Below are 17,902 nucleotides of genomic sequence, written 5' to 3' on the forward strand. Positions count from 1 at the left end.
ATTGTCTCTTCAAACGGAACAGTGATTTCATTATCGCGCTATTTATCCGGCAATAAAGGAACAATACAGTGATCCGGTCGGCTCGCACCGAGCCCTTGTCACCCACAGGAGTCACACCATGTCCAGACCCATCGCCCTCATCACCGGCGCCAGTCGTGGCCTCGGCAAACACAGCGCCCTCGCCCTCGCGGCCAAGGGGGTGGATCTCATCATCACCTACCGCAGCCAGGCCGACGAGGCGGCAGCCGTCGTGGCCGAGGCCAGGGCGCTCGGGGTTCAGGCCCATGCCCTGGCGCTGGATGTGGGGGTAAGCGCCTCCTTTGTCGCCTTCGCAGAGGAGGTGAAACAACTGCTCACTCGGGAGTGGCAACGTCCGCAGTTCGACTATCTGGTCAACAACGCTGGGATCGGCATTCGTGCCAGCTTCGAGAAGACCACGGAGGAGCAGTTCGATACCCTGCTCAACATCCACCTCAAGGGGACCTTCTTCCTGACCCAGAAGCTGCTGCCGCTGCTTCGTGATGGCGGGCGCATCATCAACCTCTCCACCGGCCTCACCCGCTTCGCCATGCCGGGTTATGCCGCCTATGCCGCCATGAAGGGGGGCGTGGAGGTGCTGACCCATTATCTGGCCAAGGAGCTGGGCCCCCGCGGCATCGCCGTCAACGTGCTGGCCCCCGGCGCCATCGAGACCGACTTTGGCGGCGGCGTGGTGCGCGACGACAAGGGGGTCAACGCCTTTATCGCGAGCCAGACGGCGCTCGGCCGGGTCGGCCAGCCCGACGACATCGGCGGTGCCATCGCCGCCCTGCTCTCCGATGACTGCCGCTGGCTCACCGCCCAGCGCATCGAAGCCTCGGGAGGCATGTTTATCTAGGCCGTCATTTCCCTGCGACGCTGCCCACCAGCCATGAAAAAGGCCCCGCGAGGGGCCTTCTGTATTTTTAGGAGCCAGAGACAGGTCGTTACAGCGTCTTGCCGCCGGAGGCGATCACCTGACTGTACCAGTGGAAGCTCTCCTTCTTGATGCGGCGCAGCGATCCCCCCTGCTCGTCGCGCTCCACATAGACGAAGCCGTAGCGCTTCTGATAGCCGTTGAGCCAGCTCAGGATGTCGGTGAAGGACCAGGCGCAGTAGCCGATGAGCTCTACCCCGTCCTGCATCGCCTCCTGGCAGGCCTTGAGGTGGCTGTGCAGATAGGCGATGCGGTAGTCATCCTGCACCCGGCCGTCCGCGGTCAGCTTGTCGAACTCGCCGAGGCCGTTCTCGGTGATCATCAGCGGCAGGCCGTAGCGGGACGAGAGGCGACGCAGGGCGATGCGCATCCCGGTGGGATCGATGGCCCAGTCCCAGTTGCTGGTCTCGAGGTGCGGGTTCGGGGTTGTCCTGTAGAGACCGGGGACGCCGCTGGACGGCGTGGTGCCCTTCTGCCCCGTGGTGTTGATGCGCTGCATGGTCTGACCGCCGAGGGGATTGTCGGTGAAGGTCAGGGTGTAGTAGTAGTTGACGCCTATGTAGTCGGGGGTGCCTTCGCGCAGCAGTTCGAGATCCCCCGGCAGTATCTCGGGGGCCTCGCCGGTTTCTCTCAGGTAGGCGAGCGCCGCCTGGGGGTAGCGGCCGAAGCAGTAGGCATCCAGCCACCAGAGGTTGGTGAACTCCTCGGCATTCTCGAACGCCAGCATGTCGCTCGGGGCGCAGGAGGCCGGATAGGCGGGGGAGTACGCAAAGCTCGGGCCAATCAGGCCGTTTGGCACATGCTGGCGGAACGCCTTGATGACCCGGGCGTTGGCGAGAAACGCGATGTGGTTGGCGGCGAAGAAGCGCTTCCTGTCCTGCACTGCGGGCGGATGGGTGCCGAGCTGGTAGGCGTTAGTCAGGTTGTAGTTCTGCTCGTTCAAAGAGACCCAGTACTTCACCTTGCCGGCGAAACGTTGATACAGGGTGACGCAGTAGTGCTCGAAGTCGTCGATGATGCGCCTGTCTTCCCAGCCGCCGTATTCGTCCTGCAGGGCCTGGGGCAAGTCCCAGTGATAGAGGGTCAGCACAGGCTCTATGCCGTGGGCCAGCAGGGCGTCGATGAGCCGCTCGTAGAAGGCAAGCCCCGCCTCGTTCACCTCACCGCGCCCGCTTGGGAAGATGCGCGGCCAGCTCACCGAGAAGCGGTAGGCCTTGAGCCCCATCTCGGCCATCAGCGCCACGTCCTCTTCCACACGGTGGTAGTGATCCACCGCCACGTCGCCGTTGCTGCCCTCGAAGGTCTTGCCCGGCAACTTGGTGAAGAGATCCCACACCGAGGGGCCCTTGCCGTCTTCGTTCCAGGCCCCTTCCACCTGGTAGGCGGCAGAGGCGGCCCCCCAGAGGAAATCTGCGGGGAAGTCGTTGAACTTGGGATGGTGCATCTGGCTTGTCTCCTGCTGCTTGAGGATGGTGCCGCCTCTCCCCCTGGGGGCACTGGCGGGCGTCAAAACGAATTGGCATCAGCATCGAACAGTTCTAGAATTCCGTCCAATGACAATTTTTGCCATTCAATATTCCAGACAGGAATGAAGGAGTCGTGATGGAGTTGCGGGATCTGAAGGCCTTCGTCACCCTGGGGGAGGTCTTGCACTTCGGTCAGGCGGCGGCGCGCCAGCACATCACCCAGTCGGCCCTGAGCAAGCAGATCCGGCGGCTGGAGGCGGATTTTGGCGGCGAGCTGTTCGAGCGCAACGCCAGCAGCACCCGGCTCACCCCCCTGGGACGCGCCCTCTACGGGGATGCCTGCGCTCTGGTGGCCCAGTGCGAGCAGCTCGGTCGCACCGCCCGCGATGTGCTGGCGGGCAATGGCGGCACCCTGCGCATCGGCTTCGGGGTCGCCACCAAGCTGCTGGTGCCCGCCGCCATCGCCCGTTTTCGGGCCAGCCGCCCCGGGGTCGGCATCGAGCTCAACGATCTCTCCACCCATCACCAGTTGCTGGCGCTCAGTGAAGGCAGGCTGGATCTCGGCTTCTGCCGCCTGCCCGCCCCCAAGGGCTGGCCAGTGCTGCCTGTGGTGCGCGCCCATTTCGTCGCCGTGCTGCCCGCCGGCTACCAGGGGGTGACGGGGCTCTCGGATCTGCTGGAGAAGCCGCTCGCCATCCTGCGCCGGGACAAGGCCCCCTCCTTCCACGATCAGTTCGTGCACTACCTGGCACAGAGCGGACTGAGGTTTCAGGAGATCCAGTACGTCAACGACTTCGCCGCCGGCATCGCCACCGCGGCGGCGGGCATCGCCTGGACCCTGGTCCCCTCCTCCACCACCATAGAGCACCCGGACGTGATCACCCTTCCCCTCAGGGAGGCCGAGGCGAGCTGGATCATCGGCCTCATTCGCCCGCCGGGAGGGGATAACCCCCTCATCGCCCCCTTCTGGCAGACGGTGGCCGAGCTCGGTGATCCCGCTCTCACCGCCCTGGGTGATCAAGGCAGTAGCGAGCCATAGCGCGGCGACGGCTCCTTGCGCAGGGCAGAATCGTTCGAGAACCACATTAACGGTAGCTTTTGAGCGGGCAGCCCCCGTAAAATTGCACCATGGCCCCGGCGTTCGGCGCCAACCGACAAGGACTCGTTTCTCCAATGCTATCCCACTGGCTGCTGAGGTTTGATCTCCATCGCCTCATCCTGGCCCTGGCCGTGCTCGGCGTGCTGGCTACCTTCGGCAACAGCTTCTACGCCATCCATCAGGCACAGCGACAACTGCTGATCGACAGTACCCTGGAGGCCAACCGGGTCTATGCCGCCAAGCTCGCCGCCTCCGCCGACACCATGCTGAATGCCGCCCAGGGGCAGCTTGCCTACAGCGCCACCCAGTTGGCGCCGCTGCTGCAGGCCAACGACGTCAAGGGATTGGAGCAGGAGGTGGCCCAGCTGCGCGAGCGTACCAACACCTTCAACTCGGTAGCCGTCGTGAACACCGAGTCCGTCGTCGTCGCCGTCTCCCCCGAGACCTTGAAGATCAAGGGGGCCAAGCTAACCTCCCGCAGCGCCCGCCAGAGTCTCGCCAGCCAGCAGCCACTCATCTCGGACCCTCTCGTTTCCCTCTCGGGCAACTACCTCATCAGCCTCTCCTACCCGGTGTTTTCGGCGGACAGGCGCTTTCTCGGCTTTGTCGCCGGCAGCATCTACCTGCAGTCTGCCAGCGTGCTTTCCAGCTTGCTGGGCCAGCACTACTACCAGGATGGCTCCTACCTCTACGTGGTCGACCGGCAGAAGACCCTGATCTATCACCCGGACCCCAAACGCATCGGCCAGAAGATAAGTGACAATGCGGTGGTGGACGAGGTGTTGCAAGGGAAGCAAGGGGCACAAGCCGTGCTCAACACACGGGGAACAGAGATGCTGGCGGGCTTCGCCCCCGTGACCGGGGCTGGCTGGGGGGTGGTGGCCCAGCGCCCCCGCAACGCCACCCTGGCCGGGCTGGATCAGCAGATGCTCGACATCCTGAAGGGGATGATCCCGGTCACCCTCTTCATCCTCTTCATCATCTGGCTCTCGGCCACCGTCATCTCCCGGCCCCTGCGGCAACTGGCCAACCGGGCCAGGTTGATGGATCAGCAGGAGGCGGCCTCCAACATCTCCAGCATCCGCGCCTGGTACTTCGAGGCGGCCCAGCTCAAGCAGGCCATCCTCAAGGGACTAGGGCTGCTCAACACCAAGATCGACAAGCTGCACAACGACAGTCACACCGACCCTATGACGGGCCTCTTCAACCGGCGGGCGATGCAGCAGATGCTGGACGACTATCAGGCGCAGTCCCTGCCATTGGCAGTCATCGCCCTCGATATCGATCACTTCAAGACCATCAATGACCACTTCGGCCACGACGTCGGGGACGCCGTCATCGTCTCCCTGGCGACCCTGATGCAGCAGGACCTTCGCGCCGATGCCGCCCTGTGCCGCAGCGGTGGCGAGGAGTTCCTGTTGCTGCTGCCCGGGGTCTCCGGGGTACAGGCAGAGCGGATCGCCGAACGGCTGCGACTGAGGGTAGAGAGCCACGAGATGGGGCAAGCCGGGCGCATCACCATCTCCCTCGGGGTCGCCCACTGGCCGGGAGATGCCAGCGATCTCGGTGCCGTGCTCAAGCAGGCGGACAAGGCGCTCTATCAGGCCAAGCACAGAGGCCGCAACTGCGTGGTGGTGGCCGGCGCCTGACACAGCCCCGCGTCAGAAGCTATAGCCCATCTTCAGATAGATGCCGGCGTTGTCGTCCTTGCCCATGGCATACTCGAGGTTGGCGACTATGCCCGCCTCCGGCTTGAGCAGGTACTGGATCCCAGCCCCCCAGGCGGGGTAGACGTTGTCGCGGTCGCCACAGTCGAGGGACTCCCCGTTTACGGCATCGCCGTACAGGCAGGCTACCCCGGCGAAGGCGGTGAGGGTCCAGCGTTCGGCAAGCTTGTAGCGCTCCTCCACCTCAACCGCCGACATGTGCTGGCCCAGATACTCCCCCGGGGTGTAGCCACGCAGGTAGATGGGGGAATAGGAGCCGCTCGGTGCGTTGTGGGAGAACTGGTTGCGATTGCGCCAGGCGAGCACATGACCATCCCCGTGACTCCAGTAGCCCCGGTAGTCGACCCGGTAGATGTCAAAATCCGCTTCTCCCCCCAGTCCTTCCCGGTAGGCCAGGTTGTTGACGTTGAGGTACCAGCCCCGGGTCGCACTGAAGTCGCTGTCCCGGGAGTCGTGCTGCACTACCAGTCCCAGCCCCCCCGAGGTGAAGCCCTCCAGCCCCAGCTCATCGAGGATCTGATCCGATTGCAGATCCTGTCCCTGTATCTCGTAGTTGGAGTAGGCCGCCATGCCGCCGACGAACCAGTCCCCCTCCACCCGATAGAGGTAACGCAGGAAGGCGGAGCGGAAGTTGTCGTTGGTCTCGAGAGCACGGCCGGTGCCGAGGTAATCCTCGTAGCTGTTGTTGATGTCACCAAGAATGACGCCACCGACGATGCGGTGGTGATCCGCTCCGAACGACGTCTTGGCAAAGGCGCTGGTGATGAGGGATTCCGAGGTGGTGTACTTGCCGGACAGGGTAAACAGCGACGGGCGCGAGCCTTCATCGAACTGGTGCAGGTAACCCACCATCATGCCTGCCGCCGTGTCCAGCTTGGGACTGGAGCTCAACAAGGGCACGAACAGCCAGGGGGAGCGCTCGTCTGGTTGCTCCTCCCCCTTCGCCTCGCTGTCGTCCTGACGCGTTTGTGTCTCTACACCGGCGGGATCCGCCGCCATCGCGGGGCTGGCCGCCAGGGTGAGGACCAGGCCGGCCATCAGGGGGGAAATTGCATTGCGCATGTGTGATATCCGCACAGGATCGCGCACGGCAAACCGGCGGCGCGAGGCCACCCTGTCTGGCAGGCGCGTCGAGGTTCAGGTTGCCGGCCGCCACCTTGCATCGCGGGGCCGGGAGAGGGCCGCAGCATAGCGGCATCCCCCGCCCCCAGCCACCGCAAGATGGTGCGCCATACAATCGCCGTACAGCTTCGCCAAAGGATGGCGCCGGGCGAATACCGGACATGAAAAAACCCCTGCCTGGGCAGGGGGTCGGGAGCGGACGCTTACAGATTGGCGGCGAGGCTGGCGGTCTGTGCCTGGCTTGGGGTCACCAGCACCGGCACCGACTTGGAGGTGGGGGTGAAGGAGCCCTCCCCTATGCTCTCGATGGCCACCAGGGGGTTGGTCTCCGGGTAGTAGGCGGCGATGTTGCCCCTGGGGATCTCGTAGAAGATGATGCTGAAGCCGCGCACCACCCGCTCGCGCCCGTCGTTGCAGATGGCGGTCATGTCCACCTGCTGCTCCTCGGCCAGCCCCAGGCGACGGGCATCCTCCTCGTTCATGAAGACCACGTTGCGCCGCCCCTTGATGCCGCGGTAGCGGTCGTCCATGCCGTAGATGGTGGTGTTGTACTGATCGTGGGAGCGCAGGCTCTGCAGCAGCAGCACGGGCTGATCCTGCATCTGCTCCGCGTGGCTGGTGCACTCGGGCAGGATGGAGTCCGGCAAGCGGCTCGCCCGAAACTCGGCGCGCCCGCTCGCGGTATTCCAGCGCAGCAGGGCGGCACTGTTCTCCAGGTGGAAGCCGCAAGGCTCCTCGATGCGGCGGTTGAAGTCGTCAAAGCCGGCGATGGTCTCGGCGATGAGGTTGCGCAGCAGGGCGTAATCGTCCCGCAGCGCCAGCCAGTCCACCCGATCGCTGCCGAGGGTCGCCTCGGCCATGCGCGCGACTATGTCGATCTCGGAGAGACAGAGCGGCGAGACCGGCTCGTTCATGCCGGTGGAGGCGTGCACCATGCTGAAGGTGTCTTCCACGGTGATCTTCTGCACCCCGGTGCGCTGGGTGTCGAGCTCGGTGCGGCCGAGGCAGGGCAGGATCAGGGCATCCTTGGAGACCATGAGGTGGCTGCGGTTGAGCTTGGTGCTGATCTGCACGTTGAGCTCGCTCCTTCGCATCGCCTCATAGGTGAAGTCGGTGTCCGGCGCCGCGGCCGCCAGGTTGCCCCCGAGGCAGATGAGCACCTTGCTCTTGCCGCCATGGAGGGCCTTGAGGGCCTCGTAGACGTTGTGCCCCGGCGTGCGCTTGAGGCCCACCGGGAAGCGGCGCTCCAGCCGGTCGATGAAGGCGGCGCTGGGTTTTTCGTTGATCCCCATGGTGCGGTTGCCCTGCACGTTGCTGTGGCCGCGCACCGGGCAGAGCCCGGCTCCCGGCTTGCCAATCTGGCCGCACATCAGGTGCAGGTTGACGATTTCGCGAATGGTGTCGACCGAGTGCTTGTGCTGGGTGATCCCCATGGCCCAGCAGCTGATCACACTGTCGCTCTGTGCGAAGATCTGTGCCGCCCGGGTGATCTCCTCGCGACCGAGCCCGGATTGCGCCTCGATCTGCGCCCACTCCGTGGCCTTCACCTGCGCCAGGTAGTCGTCAAAGTGCGCCGTGTGCTGCTCGATGAAGGCGAGATCGATACGATCCCCCTGCTCTTCCAGGATGTATTTCGCCATGCCGCGAATGGCCGCCATGTCACCGCCAAGCTTTGGCGTGAGGTACTGGTGACTGATGCGGGTGGCCGCCGGGGTCAACAGCTCCGCTGGGCTCTGGGGGCTCGCGAAGCGCTCGAGGGCCACCTCTTTGAGGTTGTTGAAGGTGACTATCTGGCACCCCTGGCGAGCCGCCTTGCGCAGGGCATTCATCATGCGCGGGTGGTTGGTGCCCGGGTTCTGGCCGAAGACGAAGATGGCTTTGGCGGCGTCGAAGTCATCGAGCACCACGGTGCCCTTGCCAATCCCGACGGACTGGATCAGCCCCACCCCGCTCGCCTCGTGGCACATGTTGGAGCAGTCCGGGAAGTTGTTGGTGCCATAGAGACGGCCGAACAGCTGATAGAGGTAGGAGGCCTCGTTGCTGGCGCGCCCCGAGGTGTAGAACTCCACCTCGTCTGGGCTGGCCAGGCTGCTCAGCTTGTCCGCGATGAGGGCAAAGGCCTGATCCCAGCTTATGGGCTCGTAGTGACCGGTCGCCGGGTTGTAGCGCAGGGGCTCGGTCAGGCGCCCCTGGTATTCGAGCCAGTAGTCGCTCTGGGTGGCGAGGCGGCGCACCGAATGCTCGGCGAAGAAGTCTGCCCCCACCGTCTTGCCGGTGGACTCCCAGGCCACCGCCTTGGCGCCGTTCTCGCAGAACTGGAAGGCCCCCTGCTTGTTGTCACCCCAGGCGCAGCCCGGGCAGTCGAAGCCGTCGGTCTGGTTGACCCGCAGCAGGTTCTTGATGTTCTGCCGGGTCTTCTGGCTCTGCAGCACCTGCTTGAAGGTGGACTGCAGGGAGGAAAAGCCGCCGGCCTTGGCCGGTTTTTCAATATGACGGGACATGGGGTTCTCCAACGTGATCCAGGGCGCGGGGGCTGGCATAGCAGACCGGGGCATCGGATCTGGGCACATAAATGAGGGTCAGGTTGTATTTCAGGGCCAGTCGCACCGCGAGCTGGCTGGGAGACGCAAGGCTGATGAGGTGGGCGGCGCCAAATTGCACCGCCTTGTGAATGAGTTCGCTGCCGCAGCGGCTGGTGATGACCAGGGTGGCGGCCTGCGCGGGCTGGCGCAGTTGCATGCCGATAAGCTTGTCCAGGGCGTTGTGACGGCCTATGTCTTCCCGGCAGGCCAGGATCTCGCCGCGATCATCCAGCGCCAGGGCTGCATGGAGCGCGCCGCTCTGGCGGGCCTTGTTCTGCCAGGGGGCGATGCGTTCGCGCAAGTCCCGCAAACGCGCGGGATCCAGGGGGGCGCCCGGGGTCAGGGGGATAAGCTCGGGCAGCGCATGCTCGATGGCCTCCACCCCGCAGATGCCGCAGCCGCTCGCCCCGGCCAGGCGGCGCTTGCGTCGCCCCAGCTCAGCCAGGCAGCGGTTGGCGATGGTGATGTCGAGCACCACCCCCTGCTCCGACGGGGTGCTCTGGATGTCGTGCACATCGTGATTGCCACCGATGATCCCCTCGCCAAACAGGAAGCCGATGGCGAAGTCGTCGAGATCGTCCGGGGTGGCCATCATGACGGCGTGGTTGATGCCATTGATGTTGACGGACACGGCCACCTCTTCCACCAGCTCATCCAGCCTGGGCAACCGTGAATTGAAAGGGTTCATGCGAGACGCTTATAAGCTGTATTCGGGCCTCAAGTTTAGATAAGTCGTTCCCCCAAAACCAATGAAACAAATCTATTCACCGATAGATAACCTCTATTGCCATGGCGATGTCGATTGATTAACTTTGTCGACCATCCTCCATGCCAAGCCCCCCTCTTCGATGAACATCAAGCAGTTGCACTATTTCTACGAGCTGGCCCAGCACCGTCACTTCGCCAAGGCGGCCAAGGCCTGCTTCATCACCCAGCCGACCCTGTCCGCCAGCATCACGGCGCTGGAGAAATCCCTCGGCACCGAGCTGGTGGTGCGCAACAGCCAGTTCGTGGCGCTGACCCAGGCGGGGGAAGTGGTGCTGTGCCACGCCGAGCGCATGTTGCTGGAGCAGGACGCCATGCGCCAGGAGCTGAGCCTGTTTGGTGGCGCGCTATCTGGCACCCTGCGCATCGGCATGGTGCCCCAGTCGAGCATCGACATCATGCCGCTGCTCAAGCGCTTCAACGACGCCTTTCCCAAGGTCAGCCTGCGCCTGTCGGTGATGACCCACGGCACCCTGCTCGAGCAGCTGGATCTGCACCAGACCGACATCGGCCTCGGCTTTGACGAGCTGCTCACCGAGCATCAGCGCCGCGCCCTCGACGTGCAGTTGCGCCACCCCAACCCCATGGCGCTGCTGGGGCCCCTGCCCCCGCACCTCTCCCCGAGCCAGCCCCTGAGGCTGGCGGACTTGCAGGATCTGCCCCTGATCCTGCCGAGCGCTACCATGCAGTTTCGCCGCTATTTCGACGAGGCCGCCGCCCACCAGCAGCTCAGCCTGCGGGTGGTGCTGGAGACAGACTCTTTGTTCCACCTGGCCAACGGGGTGAGCCACGGCCTGGGCTGCGCCGTGGTCAGTGCCGGTATCGCCGCCACCGCCCAGCAACTCTTCAAGCTGCCCTGCCACCCTCTGGTCGATGCAAGCGCCGGCACCATCGCCTTCATCACCCGAAAACACAGTATCACCCCCGCCATGAAGGCGTTTCTCGCCGAGGCCGAGGCATGAAAAAGGCAGCCCACCCGGGGCTGCCTGCATATAGAGATCGAGAACCTGGCGCCTCCCCTGGCGTCAGCGCGCCCCTTGCTGCTTGTCCAACGCCGCAATAAAGGCGCTCGCCAGGGTGTGATCGGAGAAGGGATTCTGACCTGTGATGAGTTCGCGATCGATCACCACACCGGGCTGCCAGGGGGCGACGAACTGCATCTTGCCACCGGCCCGGGCCATGGCCTGCGCCGGGTAGTAGCGCAGCTTGTCGCCCTTGAGCGAGGCCTCAAACACCGCCTCTTCCTCGTCGGAGAAGATGGTCATCCTGTAACCGTCGTAGATCCACTCCTTGGCGCCGTCCGCCTTGCCTGCGATGACCGACTGCTCGAACCCGGCCGCATCCCCCTGCGCCGCCAGCAGCGCGATGGGGCCGTGGCAGATGGCTGCCGTGGGCTTCTGACTTTCATGGAAGTGGCGCAGCAGGGTGCCCACCTCGGGATCCGTGGCGAGATCGATGAGGGGGGCGTGGCCGCCGGGGATGAAGAGGCCGGCATAGCGCTCGGGACCAGCTTGCAACACCTCCTTCAGGGATTTCACCTTGCCGGGGGTGAGCAGGCCGTCCACCACAGATGCGATGCGTCCCATCTCCTGCTGGTTGCCAGCGAAGTATTGGGGGTCGATGGAACTCTTGTCGGCCTGGGGCCTGTTTCCTTTCGGGGTCACTAGAGTCAGGTCATAGCCCGCGTCCAGCAGGGCGGCGGCGGGCACTCCGAGCTCATTGAGGTAATAACCGGACGTCATTGTCTTGCCCGCTTTGAGCGGCAATGTGGTCTCGCTCGAGAGCAAAACCAGGACCTCTCCCCTGGACGCCGCGCTGGCCGCGGCGGAGGTCGCCAGCAGCAGTGACGCCAGCAGGACCTTGAGGGTGTTCTTCATCTTGATACTCCTTGGAATGGACGGTGATCACTCAAACGGCAGGGTGCCGCGCTGGATGAAGAATTTACTGATTACTTGGTGGCGGATAAACTGACGCCATTGAACTTGTTTATTTACATGGATGAATATATGTCCCGTGCCTTCGACCCCGTTCAGCTCGGCAGCATAGAGCTCTTTTGCAAGGCGGCCGAGCTTGGCAGCTTCACCGCCACGGCGCAGGTGCTGGGGGTGACGCCGGCCTCGGTGAGTCGCTCCATCCAGCGCATCGAAGCCAGGCTCGGCGTCAAACTCTTCAATCGCACCACCCGCAGCGTACGCCTCACCCAGGACGGTGAGCTGTATCGGGCGCAGTGTCAGCAGGCCCTCGATCAGATTGCCGAGGCCGAGCGGGCCCTCACCGGCCGCCAGCACCACCCTAAGGGGCTGCTGCGAGTCAGCGTGGGCACCGTCTATGCCCACCATCGCCTGGTGCCCCTGCTGCCAGGCTTCATGGCCGCCTATCCCGAGATCGAGCTGGAGCTCAATGTCTCGAACAGAAACATCGACTTCGTGGAGGATGGCTACGATCTCGCCATTCGTCTGGGTGAACCACGCGACTCCCGGGTGATCGCCCGCAAGCTGGAGGAGGCCAGCGTCGGGGTCTTCTGCTCTCCCGCCTATGCCGCTCGCCGCCCGCCACCGACCTCCCTGGACGCACTGCACCAGCATGATCTGATCCAGTTCATCACCCCCAGCACGGGGCGCCCCTTCCCCTGGAGCTTCATCGATGACAAGGGGCTGCCCGTCGAGGTCAGTGTCCACAGTCGGCAGCGGGTACTGGAGGATGTACTGGCGGGCCTTGGCTGGGCGGTGGCTGGCGGGGGTCTGTTCCAGATCTACCATTTCGTGGCGGCAGAGGCGCTCCGCCAGGGCAAGCTGGTGGAAGTCATGGCGCCTTTTGCGGGGCGATCCCGCCCCTTCTACGCCCTCTATCCCCAGCACCGCCACCTCTCTGCCCGGGTGCGTGCCTTCGTGGATTACCTGCTGGCGGCGGTGCGCCCCTGAGACAAGGGCATCGCCTCACCGCCGGGGGCCAGGCCCCTCGCTCCTCTTCCCCGTGCACCCGTTGCGGGGTACATGGGCTGCGCGTACCAACCCGGCGCACCGTCGGGTCCTTTCCCTATTGTGCATACCCGTGGACGCCGACTCTGGACACAATGGTTGCTGAAATAAATAAATATGCAGATAAATCAACGCAGCCCTTGCCTGATATATGAACTTGTCTGCTGTTTGTATGAAGCATCATGCTGCTGAAAATTTTCTGTGAGCCATCTCCCGTCGTTAAACCCAAGAGCCTATACGCTTGACCCGTACCATTAAACCAGAGTCGCTTTGGTTTATTTCACCATGCATCACAAAGGAGTGTCACATGTATAAAAAAGTGAAACTGGCGGGCATTATCAGCACCCTTATTCTCTCTGCCTCTGCATATTCTGCCGAGATGACGGTGGGCTTCTCCCAGATAGGTTCTGAATCCGGCTGGCGGGCGGCGGAAACCTCGGTCGCCAAGAGTGAAGCACAAAAACGCGGCATTACCCTGAAAATTGCCGATGCCCAGCAGAAACAGGAGAACCAGATCAAGGCCATTCGCTCCTTCATTGCCCAGGGCGTCGATGCCATCTTTATTGCCCCCGTGGTACAGACCGGCTGGGATCCGGTATTGCAGGAGGCAAAAGAGGCAGAGATTCCGGTGTTCCTGCTGGATCGCAATATCACGGTGAAAGATGATGCCCTCTTCATGACGGGGGTCGCCGCAGACAGCGTCCACGAAGGGGCCGTGGCGGCCCAGTGGCTCATCAAGCAGCAGGATGGCAAGGCCTGCAATGTGGTGGAATTGCAGGGCACAGTGGGGGCCAGCGTAGCGCTGGATCGCAAGAAAGGCTTCCTCGATACGGTCGCGGCCGTGCCCACCATCAAGATCATCCGCACCCAGTCAGGGGACTTTACCCGCAGCAAGGGCAAGGAGGTGATGGAGAGCTTCATCAAGGCGGAGAATAACGGCAAGAATATTTGCGCCGTCTACGCCCACAACGACGACATGGCCATCGGTGCCATCCAAGCTATTAAAGAAGCTGGTCTGAAACCGGGTACGGATATCAAGATCATATCCATCGATGGTGTGCCGGATATTTTCAAGGCGATGATGGCAGGTGAAGCCAATGCCTCGGTGGAATTGACGCCGAATATGGCAGGCCCCGCCTTCGATGCCCTGCTGGCTTATAAAAAGGACGGCACCCAGCCCCCCAAACTTATCAAGACGGAATCTATTCTGTTCGAGCCAGAAAGTGCCCAGGCCCAGCTCGAGCTGAAAAAAGACATGGGTTACTAATGCCGCTCGCCCTCTGAGCCAGCCTGTTAAATAACACGCCATATCGGCAACGTTGCGATATGGCGCGTTATATCGGAGAGCCTATTTTCATGTCACAGAACAATCAGGATGTCCTGTTGAACGCCCGCGGGATCTGCAAGACCTTTCCCGGAGTGCGTGCCTTGCATCAGGTGGACTTTTCCCTGCGTCGGGGAGAGATCATGGCGCTGCTCGGCGAGAACGGTGCCGGCAAATCCACCCTGGTCAAGACACTCACCGGCGTCTATCAGCCCGACGGGGGCCGTATCGAACTCGATGGCGTCCCCATCTCCCCGACAGATACTGCCCATGCCCAGCGCCTGGGGATAGGCACCGTCTATCAGGAGGTCAATCTGCTGCCGAACATGTCGGTGGCCGACAACCTCTTCATCGGCCACGAACCCCGCCGCTTCGGCCTCATCGATCGAGCCGCCATGAACCGGCAGGCCCAGGCCATCATAGAGGGATACGGCTTCGAGATGGATGTCACCCTGCCCCTGGGCCACCATTCGGTCGCCATGCAGCAGATAGTGGCCATTGCCCGGGCCATCTCCCTGTCCGCCAGGATCCTGATCCTCGATGAACCCACCGCGAGTCTGGATGCCAGCGAGGTGCAGATGCTCTTCTCCCTGATGGGGAACCTGAGAGACCAGGGGGTGAGCCTCATCTTCATCACCCATTTTCTCGATCAGGTCTACGCCATCAGCGATCGCATCACTGTGCTGCGCAACGGCGAGCTGGTCGGTACCCGCGATACCGCCGCGCTGCCGCAACTGGATCTGGTCAAGATGATGCTGGGGCGCGAGCTGGACGACAACGCCCTCAAGCGGGCCGGCAAGACGCTGCGCAGCAATCAGCCTACGGTGTCGTTCAGGGACTATGGCAAGCGCGGGGTCATCGCCCCGTTCAGTCTCGACGTCATGCCAGGGGAGATAGTGGGTCTCGCCGGCCTGCTCGGGTCGGGTCGCACCGAAACCGCCGAGCTGATGTTCGGCATAGTGCCAAGGGATGGCGGCGAGTGTCGGGTGCGGGGCAAAGCGGTGACTATCCGCTCTGCACGCCAGGCGGCCGCCAATGGCTTTGGCTTTTGCCCGGAGGATCGCAAGAATGCCGGCATCATCGCCTCGGCCTCGGTGCGCGAGAACATGGTGCTTGCCCTGCAAGCCCAGCGGGGCTGGCTGCGCCCCCTGCCCCGCAAGGAGCAGGACGAGATCACCGCTCGCCTCATCGAGCAGTTGGCGATCAAGACCCCGGGCCCGGAGCAACCTATCCAGTTTCTCTCCGGGGGGAACCAGCAGAAGGTGCTGCTGGCGCGCTGGCTGCTCACCAAGCCGCAGTTCCTGATCCTGGACGAGCCCACCCGGGGCATCGACGTGGGAGCCCACGCCGAGATCATCCGGCTCATCGAATCCCTTTGCGCCAACGGGCTGGCCCTGCTGGTCATCTCCTCGGAGCTCGAGGAGCTGGTGGGTTATGCCGACCGGGTGATCGTCCTGCGCGACAGAAAACAGGTGGCAGAGCTTGCGACGGACGCCCTCAGCGTCCCTGCCATCATGAACGCCATTGCATGTGAGGCCTGATATGACGTCATCCACTCTCCCCCTCCCTGGCGGGCCGGCGCGCCCCCGCAGAGCGCTGCCCACGGGCACGGCCCAATGCGGGGCCCTGCTCTGCGTGCTGCTCATCAATGCCCTGGTCGCCGACAACTTCTTCGCCATCCACATTCAGGATGGCCGGCTGTTTGGCAGCCTGATCGACATCCTCAACCGCTGCGCCCCTGTGGCCCTGCTCGCCCTCGGCATGACGCTGGTGATCGCCACCGGCGGCATCGACTTGTCGGTCGGCGCCGTGATGGCCATCAGCGGGGCCACCATGGCCAGCCTGGCCACCGGCGGTCACAGCCTGCCGGTCATTCTCGCCTCCGTCATCGGAGTGGGCTTGCTTTGCGGCCTCTGGAACGGCTTGCTGGTAGCGGTGTTCAAGATCCAGCCCATCGTCGCGACCCTGATCCTCATGGTGGCGGGCCGGGGCATCGCCCAGCTCATCACCGAGGGGCAGATCATCACCTTCAACAACGAGGCCCTCGCCTGGATCGGCAGCGGCTCCCTCTTCTATCTGCCAACCCCAATCATCATCACTCTGGGGATGGCACTGCTGCTCTGGCTGCTGACCAAGCGCACCGCCCTCGGCCTCTTCATCGAGGCGGTGGGGATCAACATCAGGGCCGCCAAGAACGCCGGGCTCAACACCCCCATGGTGGTGATCGCCACCTACCTGCTGAGCGGCATGATGGCCGCCGTCGCCGGCATGATAGTCGCCGCCGACATCCGCGGGGCCGATGCCAACAACGCCGGGCTCTGGCTGGAGATGGACGCCATCCTGGCGGTGGTGATAGGAGGCACCTCCCTGATGGGCGGACGCTTCAACCTCGCCCTCTCCCTGGTCGGCATACTGATCATCCAGGGAGTGAACACCGGGATCCTGCTCTCCGGCTACCAGCCCCAGTGGAACCAGATCGTCAAGGCCATGGTGGTGCTGGCGGTGCTGGTCATTCAGTCGCCGGCCCTCAATCACCTGTTCCAGCGAGGGAATCGCCATGTTTAAACGCAACCTGCCCCTGATGGTGACCATCATGGTCTTCGTGCTGGGCTATCTGCTCTGCCTGGCCTCCTTCCCCGCCTTCATGTCCACCCGCATCATCTGCAACATACTGACGGACAATGCGTTTCTCGGCATAGTGGCGGTGGGCATGACCTTCGTCATCCTCTCGGGGGGCATCGATCTGTCGGTGGGGGCCGTCATCGCCTTCACCGGCGTGCTGCTGGCCAAGCTCATCGGGGACCTGGGGGTCAGCCCCATACTGGCCATCCCCCTGGTGCTGGTGCTGGGAGCAGGCTTTGGCGCCCTCATGGGCTGGCTCATCGACACCCTGAAGATCCCCGCCTTCATCATCACCCTGGCGGGCATGTTCTTCCTGCGGGGGGCCAGCTTCCTCATTTCGGAGCAGTCCCTGCCCATCGATCACCCCACCTTCACCTACCTGTCGAGCCTGTCGTGGAAGGTGCCGGGGGGCGGGCGCCTCAGCCTGCTGGCCCTCATCATGCTGGCGGTGGTGGTGTTTGGCATCCTGCTCGCCAACCGCACCCGCTTTGGCAACAACGTCTATGCCATCGGCGGCAACGCCACCTCGGCAGCCCTGATGGGGATCTCGGTACGCCACACCACCATCCGCATCTACCTGCTCTCCACCACGTTGGCGACCCTGGCCGGCATCGTGTTCGCGCTCTACACCTCGGCGGGCTACCCGCTCGCCGCCGTCGGGGTGGAACTCGATGCCATCGCCGCCGTGGTCATCGGCGGCACCCTGTTGAGCGGCGGGGTGGGCACCGTCTTCGGCTCCCTGTTCGGGGTGCTGATCCAGGGGTTGATCCAGACCTACATCAACTTCGACGGCACCCTCAGCTCCTGGTGGACCAAGATCATCATAGGCCTGCTGCTGTTTTGCTTCATCGGCCTGCAGCGCCTGCTGATCCTGGTCTCGGAACACCGCAAGGCCAACAAGCCCACTCCCTTCAAGCGCCAGGTTGCCGCCATCCCCCTTGAGTGACACCCCCACCGGGCCCGCCATACGCGGGCCCGGTGGCATGCCAGCAGGACGCATTGCGCCGACCTCACGCCGCCAGGTTCAGAACCACAGACCAAGGAGCCGGGGTTATCCGACAACACCTCAAACAACGGGCATACAGACAATGGCCAGACGCCATGGTGGCATCGCAGACGAATGCCAACTGCCAAGAGAAGAAAACAGGATCACAACAAGGCGAAGAGGAAACGAAAAGCACACAGAGAAGGAATGCGGGGCAGATGGCGAGCATCTTCTTGTCCACACAAAGTGGATTACCAAGAGGTCTGAAGGGGGTATT

General features: G+C 63.5%; 14 protein-coding genes. 9 read left to right on the forward strand and 5 right to left on the reverse strand.

All coding sequences use genetic code 11. The features are described from left to right. The first annotated feature begins 118 nt into the window (after positions 1-118). Positions 119-877: an SDR family NAD(P)-dependent oxidoreductase gene (locus PG898_RS14330; protein WP_270824314.1), complete on the forward strand. Its 759-nt coding sequence runs from the start codon at positions 119-121 to the stop codon at positions 875-877. 88 nt (positions 878-965) lie between these two features. Here the strand turns inward: PG898_RS14330 and PG898_RS14335 are convergent, their stop codons facing one another. Next, complete coding sequence (locus PG898_RS14335; protein ID WP_270824315.1) at positions 966-2,399, reverse strand: glycoside hydrolase family 1 protein; 1,434 nt, start codon at positions 2,397-2,399, stop codon at positions 966-968. 158 nt (positions 2,400-2,557) lie between these two features. On the opposite strand from PG898_RS14335, the gene PG898_RS14340 reads away from it, so the two are divergent. Together PG898_RS14340 and PG898_RS14345 are read left to right on the forward strand one after the other, a co-directional pair. Further along, positions 2,558-3,460, forward strand: coding sequence for a LysR family transcriptional regulator (locus PG898_RS14340; RefSeq protein WP_270824316.1), 903 nt, complete (start codon positions 2,558-2,560; stop codon positions 3,458-3,460). Positions 3,461-3,594: 134 nt separating this feature from the next. Next, positions 3,595-5,169, forward strand: a complete 1,575-nt coding sequence (locus PG898_RS14345) for a sensor domain-containing diguanylate cyclase (protein WP_270824317.1) — start codon at positions 3,595-3,597, stop codon at positions 5,167-5,169. Between the two features lie 12 nt (positions 5,170-5,181). Here the strand turns inward: PG898_RS14345 and PG898_RS14350 are convergent, their stop codons facing one another. The 3 genes from PG898_RS14350 to fdhD all read right to left on the reverse strand — a co-directional run bounded on the left by PG898_RS14350 (position 5,182) and on the right by fdhD (position 9,639). Further along, complete coding sequence (locus PG898_RS14350) at positions 5,182-6,309, reverse strand: hypothetical protein (protein ID WP_270824318.1); 1,128 nt, start codon at positions 6,307-6,309, stop codon at positions 5,182-5,184. 263 nt (positions 6,310-6,572) lie between these two features. Further along, complete coding sequence (locus tag PG898_RS14355) at positions 6,573-8,870, reverse strand: FdhF/YdeP family oxidoreductase (RefSeq protein ID WP_270824319.1); 2,298 nt, start codon at positions 8,868-8,870, stop codon at positions 6,573-6,575. Further along, entirely contained in the window at positions 8,854-9,639 is a 786-nt protein-coding gene (fdhD, locus tag PG898_RS14360) for a formate dehydrogenase accessory sulfurtransferase FdhD (protein ID WP_270824320.1), read from the reverse strand. Before fdhD ends, PG898_RS14355 begins: the two co-directional genes overlap by 17 nt. Positions 9,640-9,799: 160 nt before the next feature. On the opposite strand from fdhD, the gene PG898_RS14365 reads away from it, so the two are divergent. After that, entirely contained in the window at positions 9,800-10,678 is an 879-nt protein-coding gene (locus PG898_RS14365) for a LysR family transcriptional regulator (RefSeq protein ID WP_270824340.1), read from the forward strand. Positions 10,679-10,741: 63 nt separating this feature from the next. Here PG898_RS14365 and PG898_RS14370 read toward each other — a convergent pair whose 3' ends face one another. Next, positions 10,742-11,593, reverse strand: coding sequence for a type 1 glutamine amidotransferase domain-containing protein (locus tag PG898_RS14370; protein ID WP_270824321.1), 852 nt, complete (start codon positions 11,591-11,593; stop codon positions 10,742-10,744). A gap of 129 nt (positions 11,594-11,722) precedes the next feature. Between PG898_RS14370 and PG898_RS14375 the strand changes: the two genes are divergently transcribed. From PG898_RS14375 to yjfF, 5 genes are all read left to right on the forward strand, one after another. Beyond that, complete coding sequence (locus PG898_RS14375; protein ID WP_268420765.1) at positions 11,723-12,637, forward strand: LysR family transcriptional regulator; 915 nt, start codon at positions 11,723-11,725, stop codon at positions 12,635-12,637. A 364-nt stretch (positions 12,638-13,001) separates the two neighbouring features. Further along, positions 13,002-13,961, forward strand: a complete 960-nt coding sequence (gene ytfQ, locus PG898_RS14380) for a galactofuranose ABC transporter, galactofuranose-binding protein YtfQ (RefSeq protein ID WP_042655967.1) — start codon at positions 13,002-13,004, stop codon at positions 13,959-13,961. 89 nt (positions 13,962-14,050) lie between these two features. Further along, positions 14,051-15,559 carry a sugar ABC transporter ATP-binding protein gene (locus tag PG898_RS14385; RefSeq protein ID WP_041205854.1) on the forward strand — a complete coding sequence of 503 codons (1,509 nt, stop codon included), beginning with the start codon at positions 14,051-14,053 and terminating at the stop codon, positions 15,557-15,559. A gap of 1 nt (position 15,560) precedes the next feature. Then, positions 15,561-16,583, forward strand: a complete 1,023-nt coding sequence (gene ytfT, locus PG898_RS14390) for a galactofuranose ABC transporter, ATP-binding protein YtfT (protein ID WP_270824323.1) — start codon at positions 15,561-15,563, stop codon at positions 16,581-16,583. Beyond that, positions 16,576-17,586, forward strand: a complete 1,011-nt coding sequence (gene yjfF / locus PG898_RS14395) for a galactofuranose ABC transporter, permease protein YjfF (protein WP_005324217.1) — start codon at positions 16,576-16,578, stop codon at positions 17,584-17,586. The genes ytfT and yjfF overlap by 8 nt, the downstream gene beginning before the upstream one ends. The last annotated feature ends 316 nt before the right edge of the window (positions 17,587-17,902 follow it).

The organism is Aeromonas sp. QDB31, assembly GCF_027707605.1.
Classification (GTDB): Bacteria; Pseudomonadota; Gammaproteobacteria; order Enterobacterales; family Aeromonadaceae; genus Aeromonas; species Aeromonas media.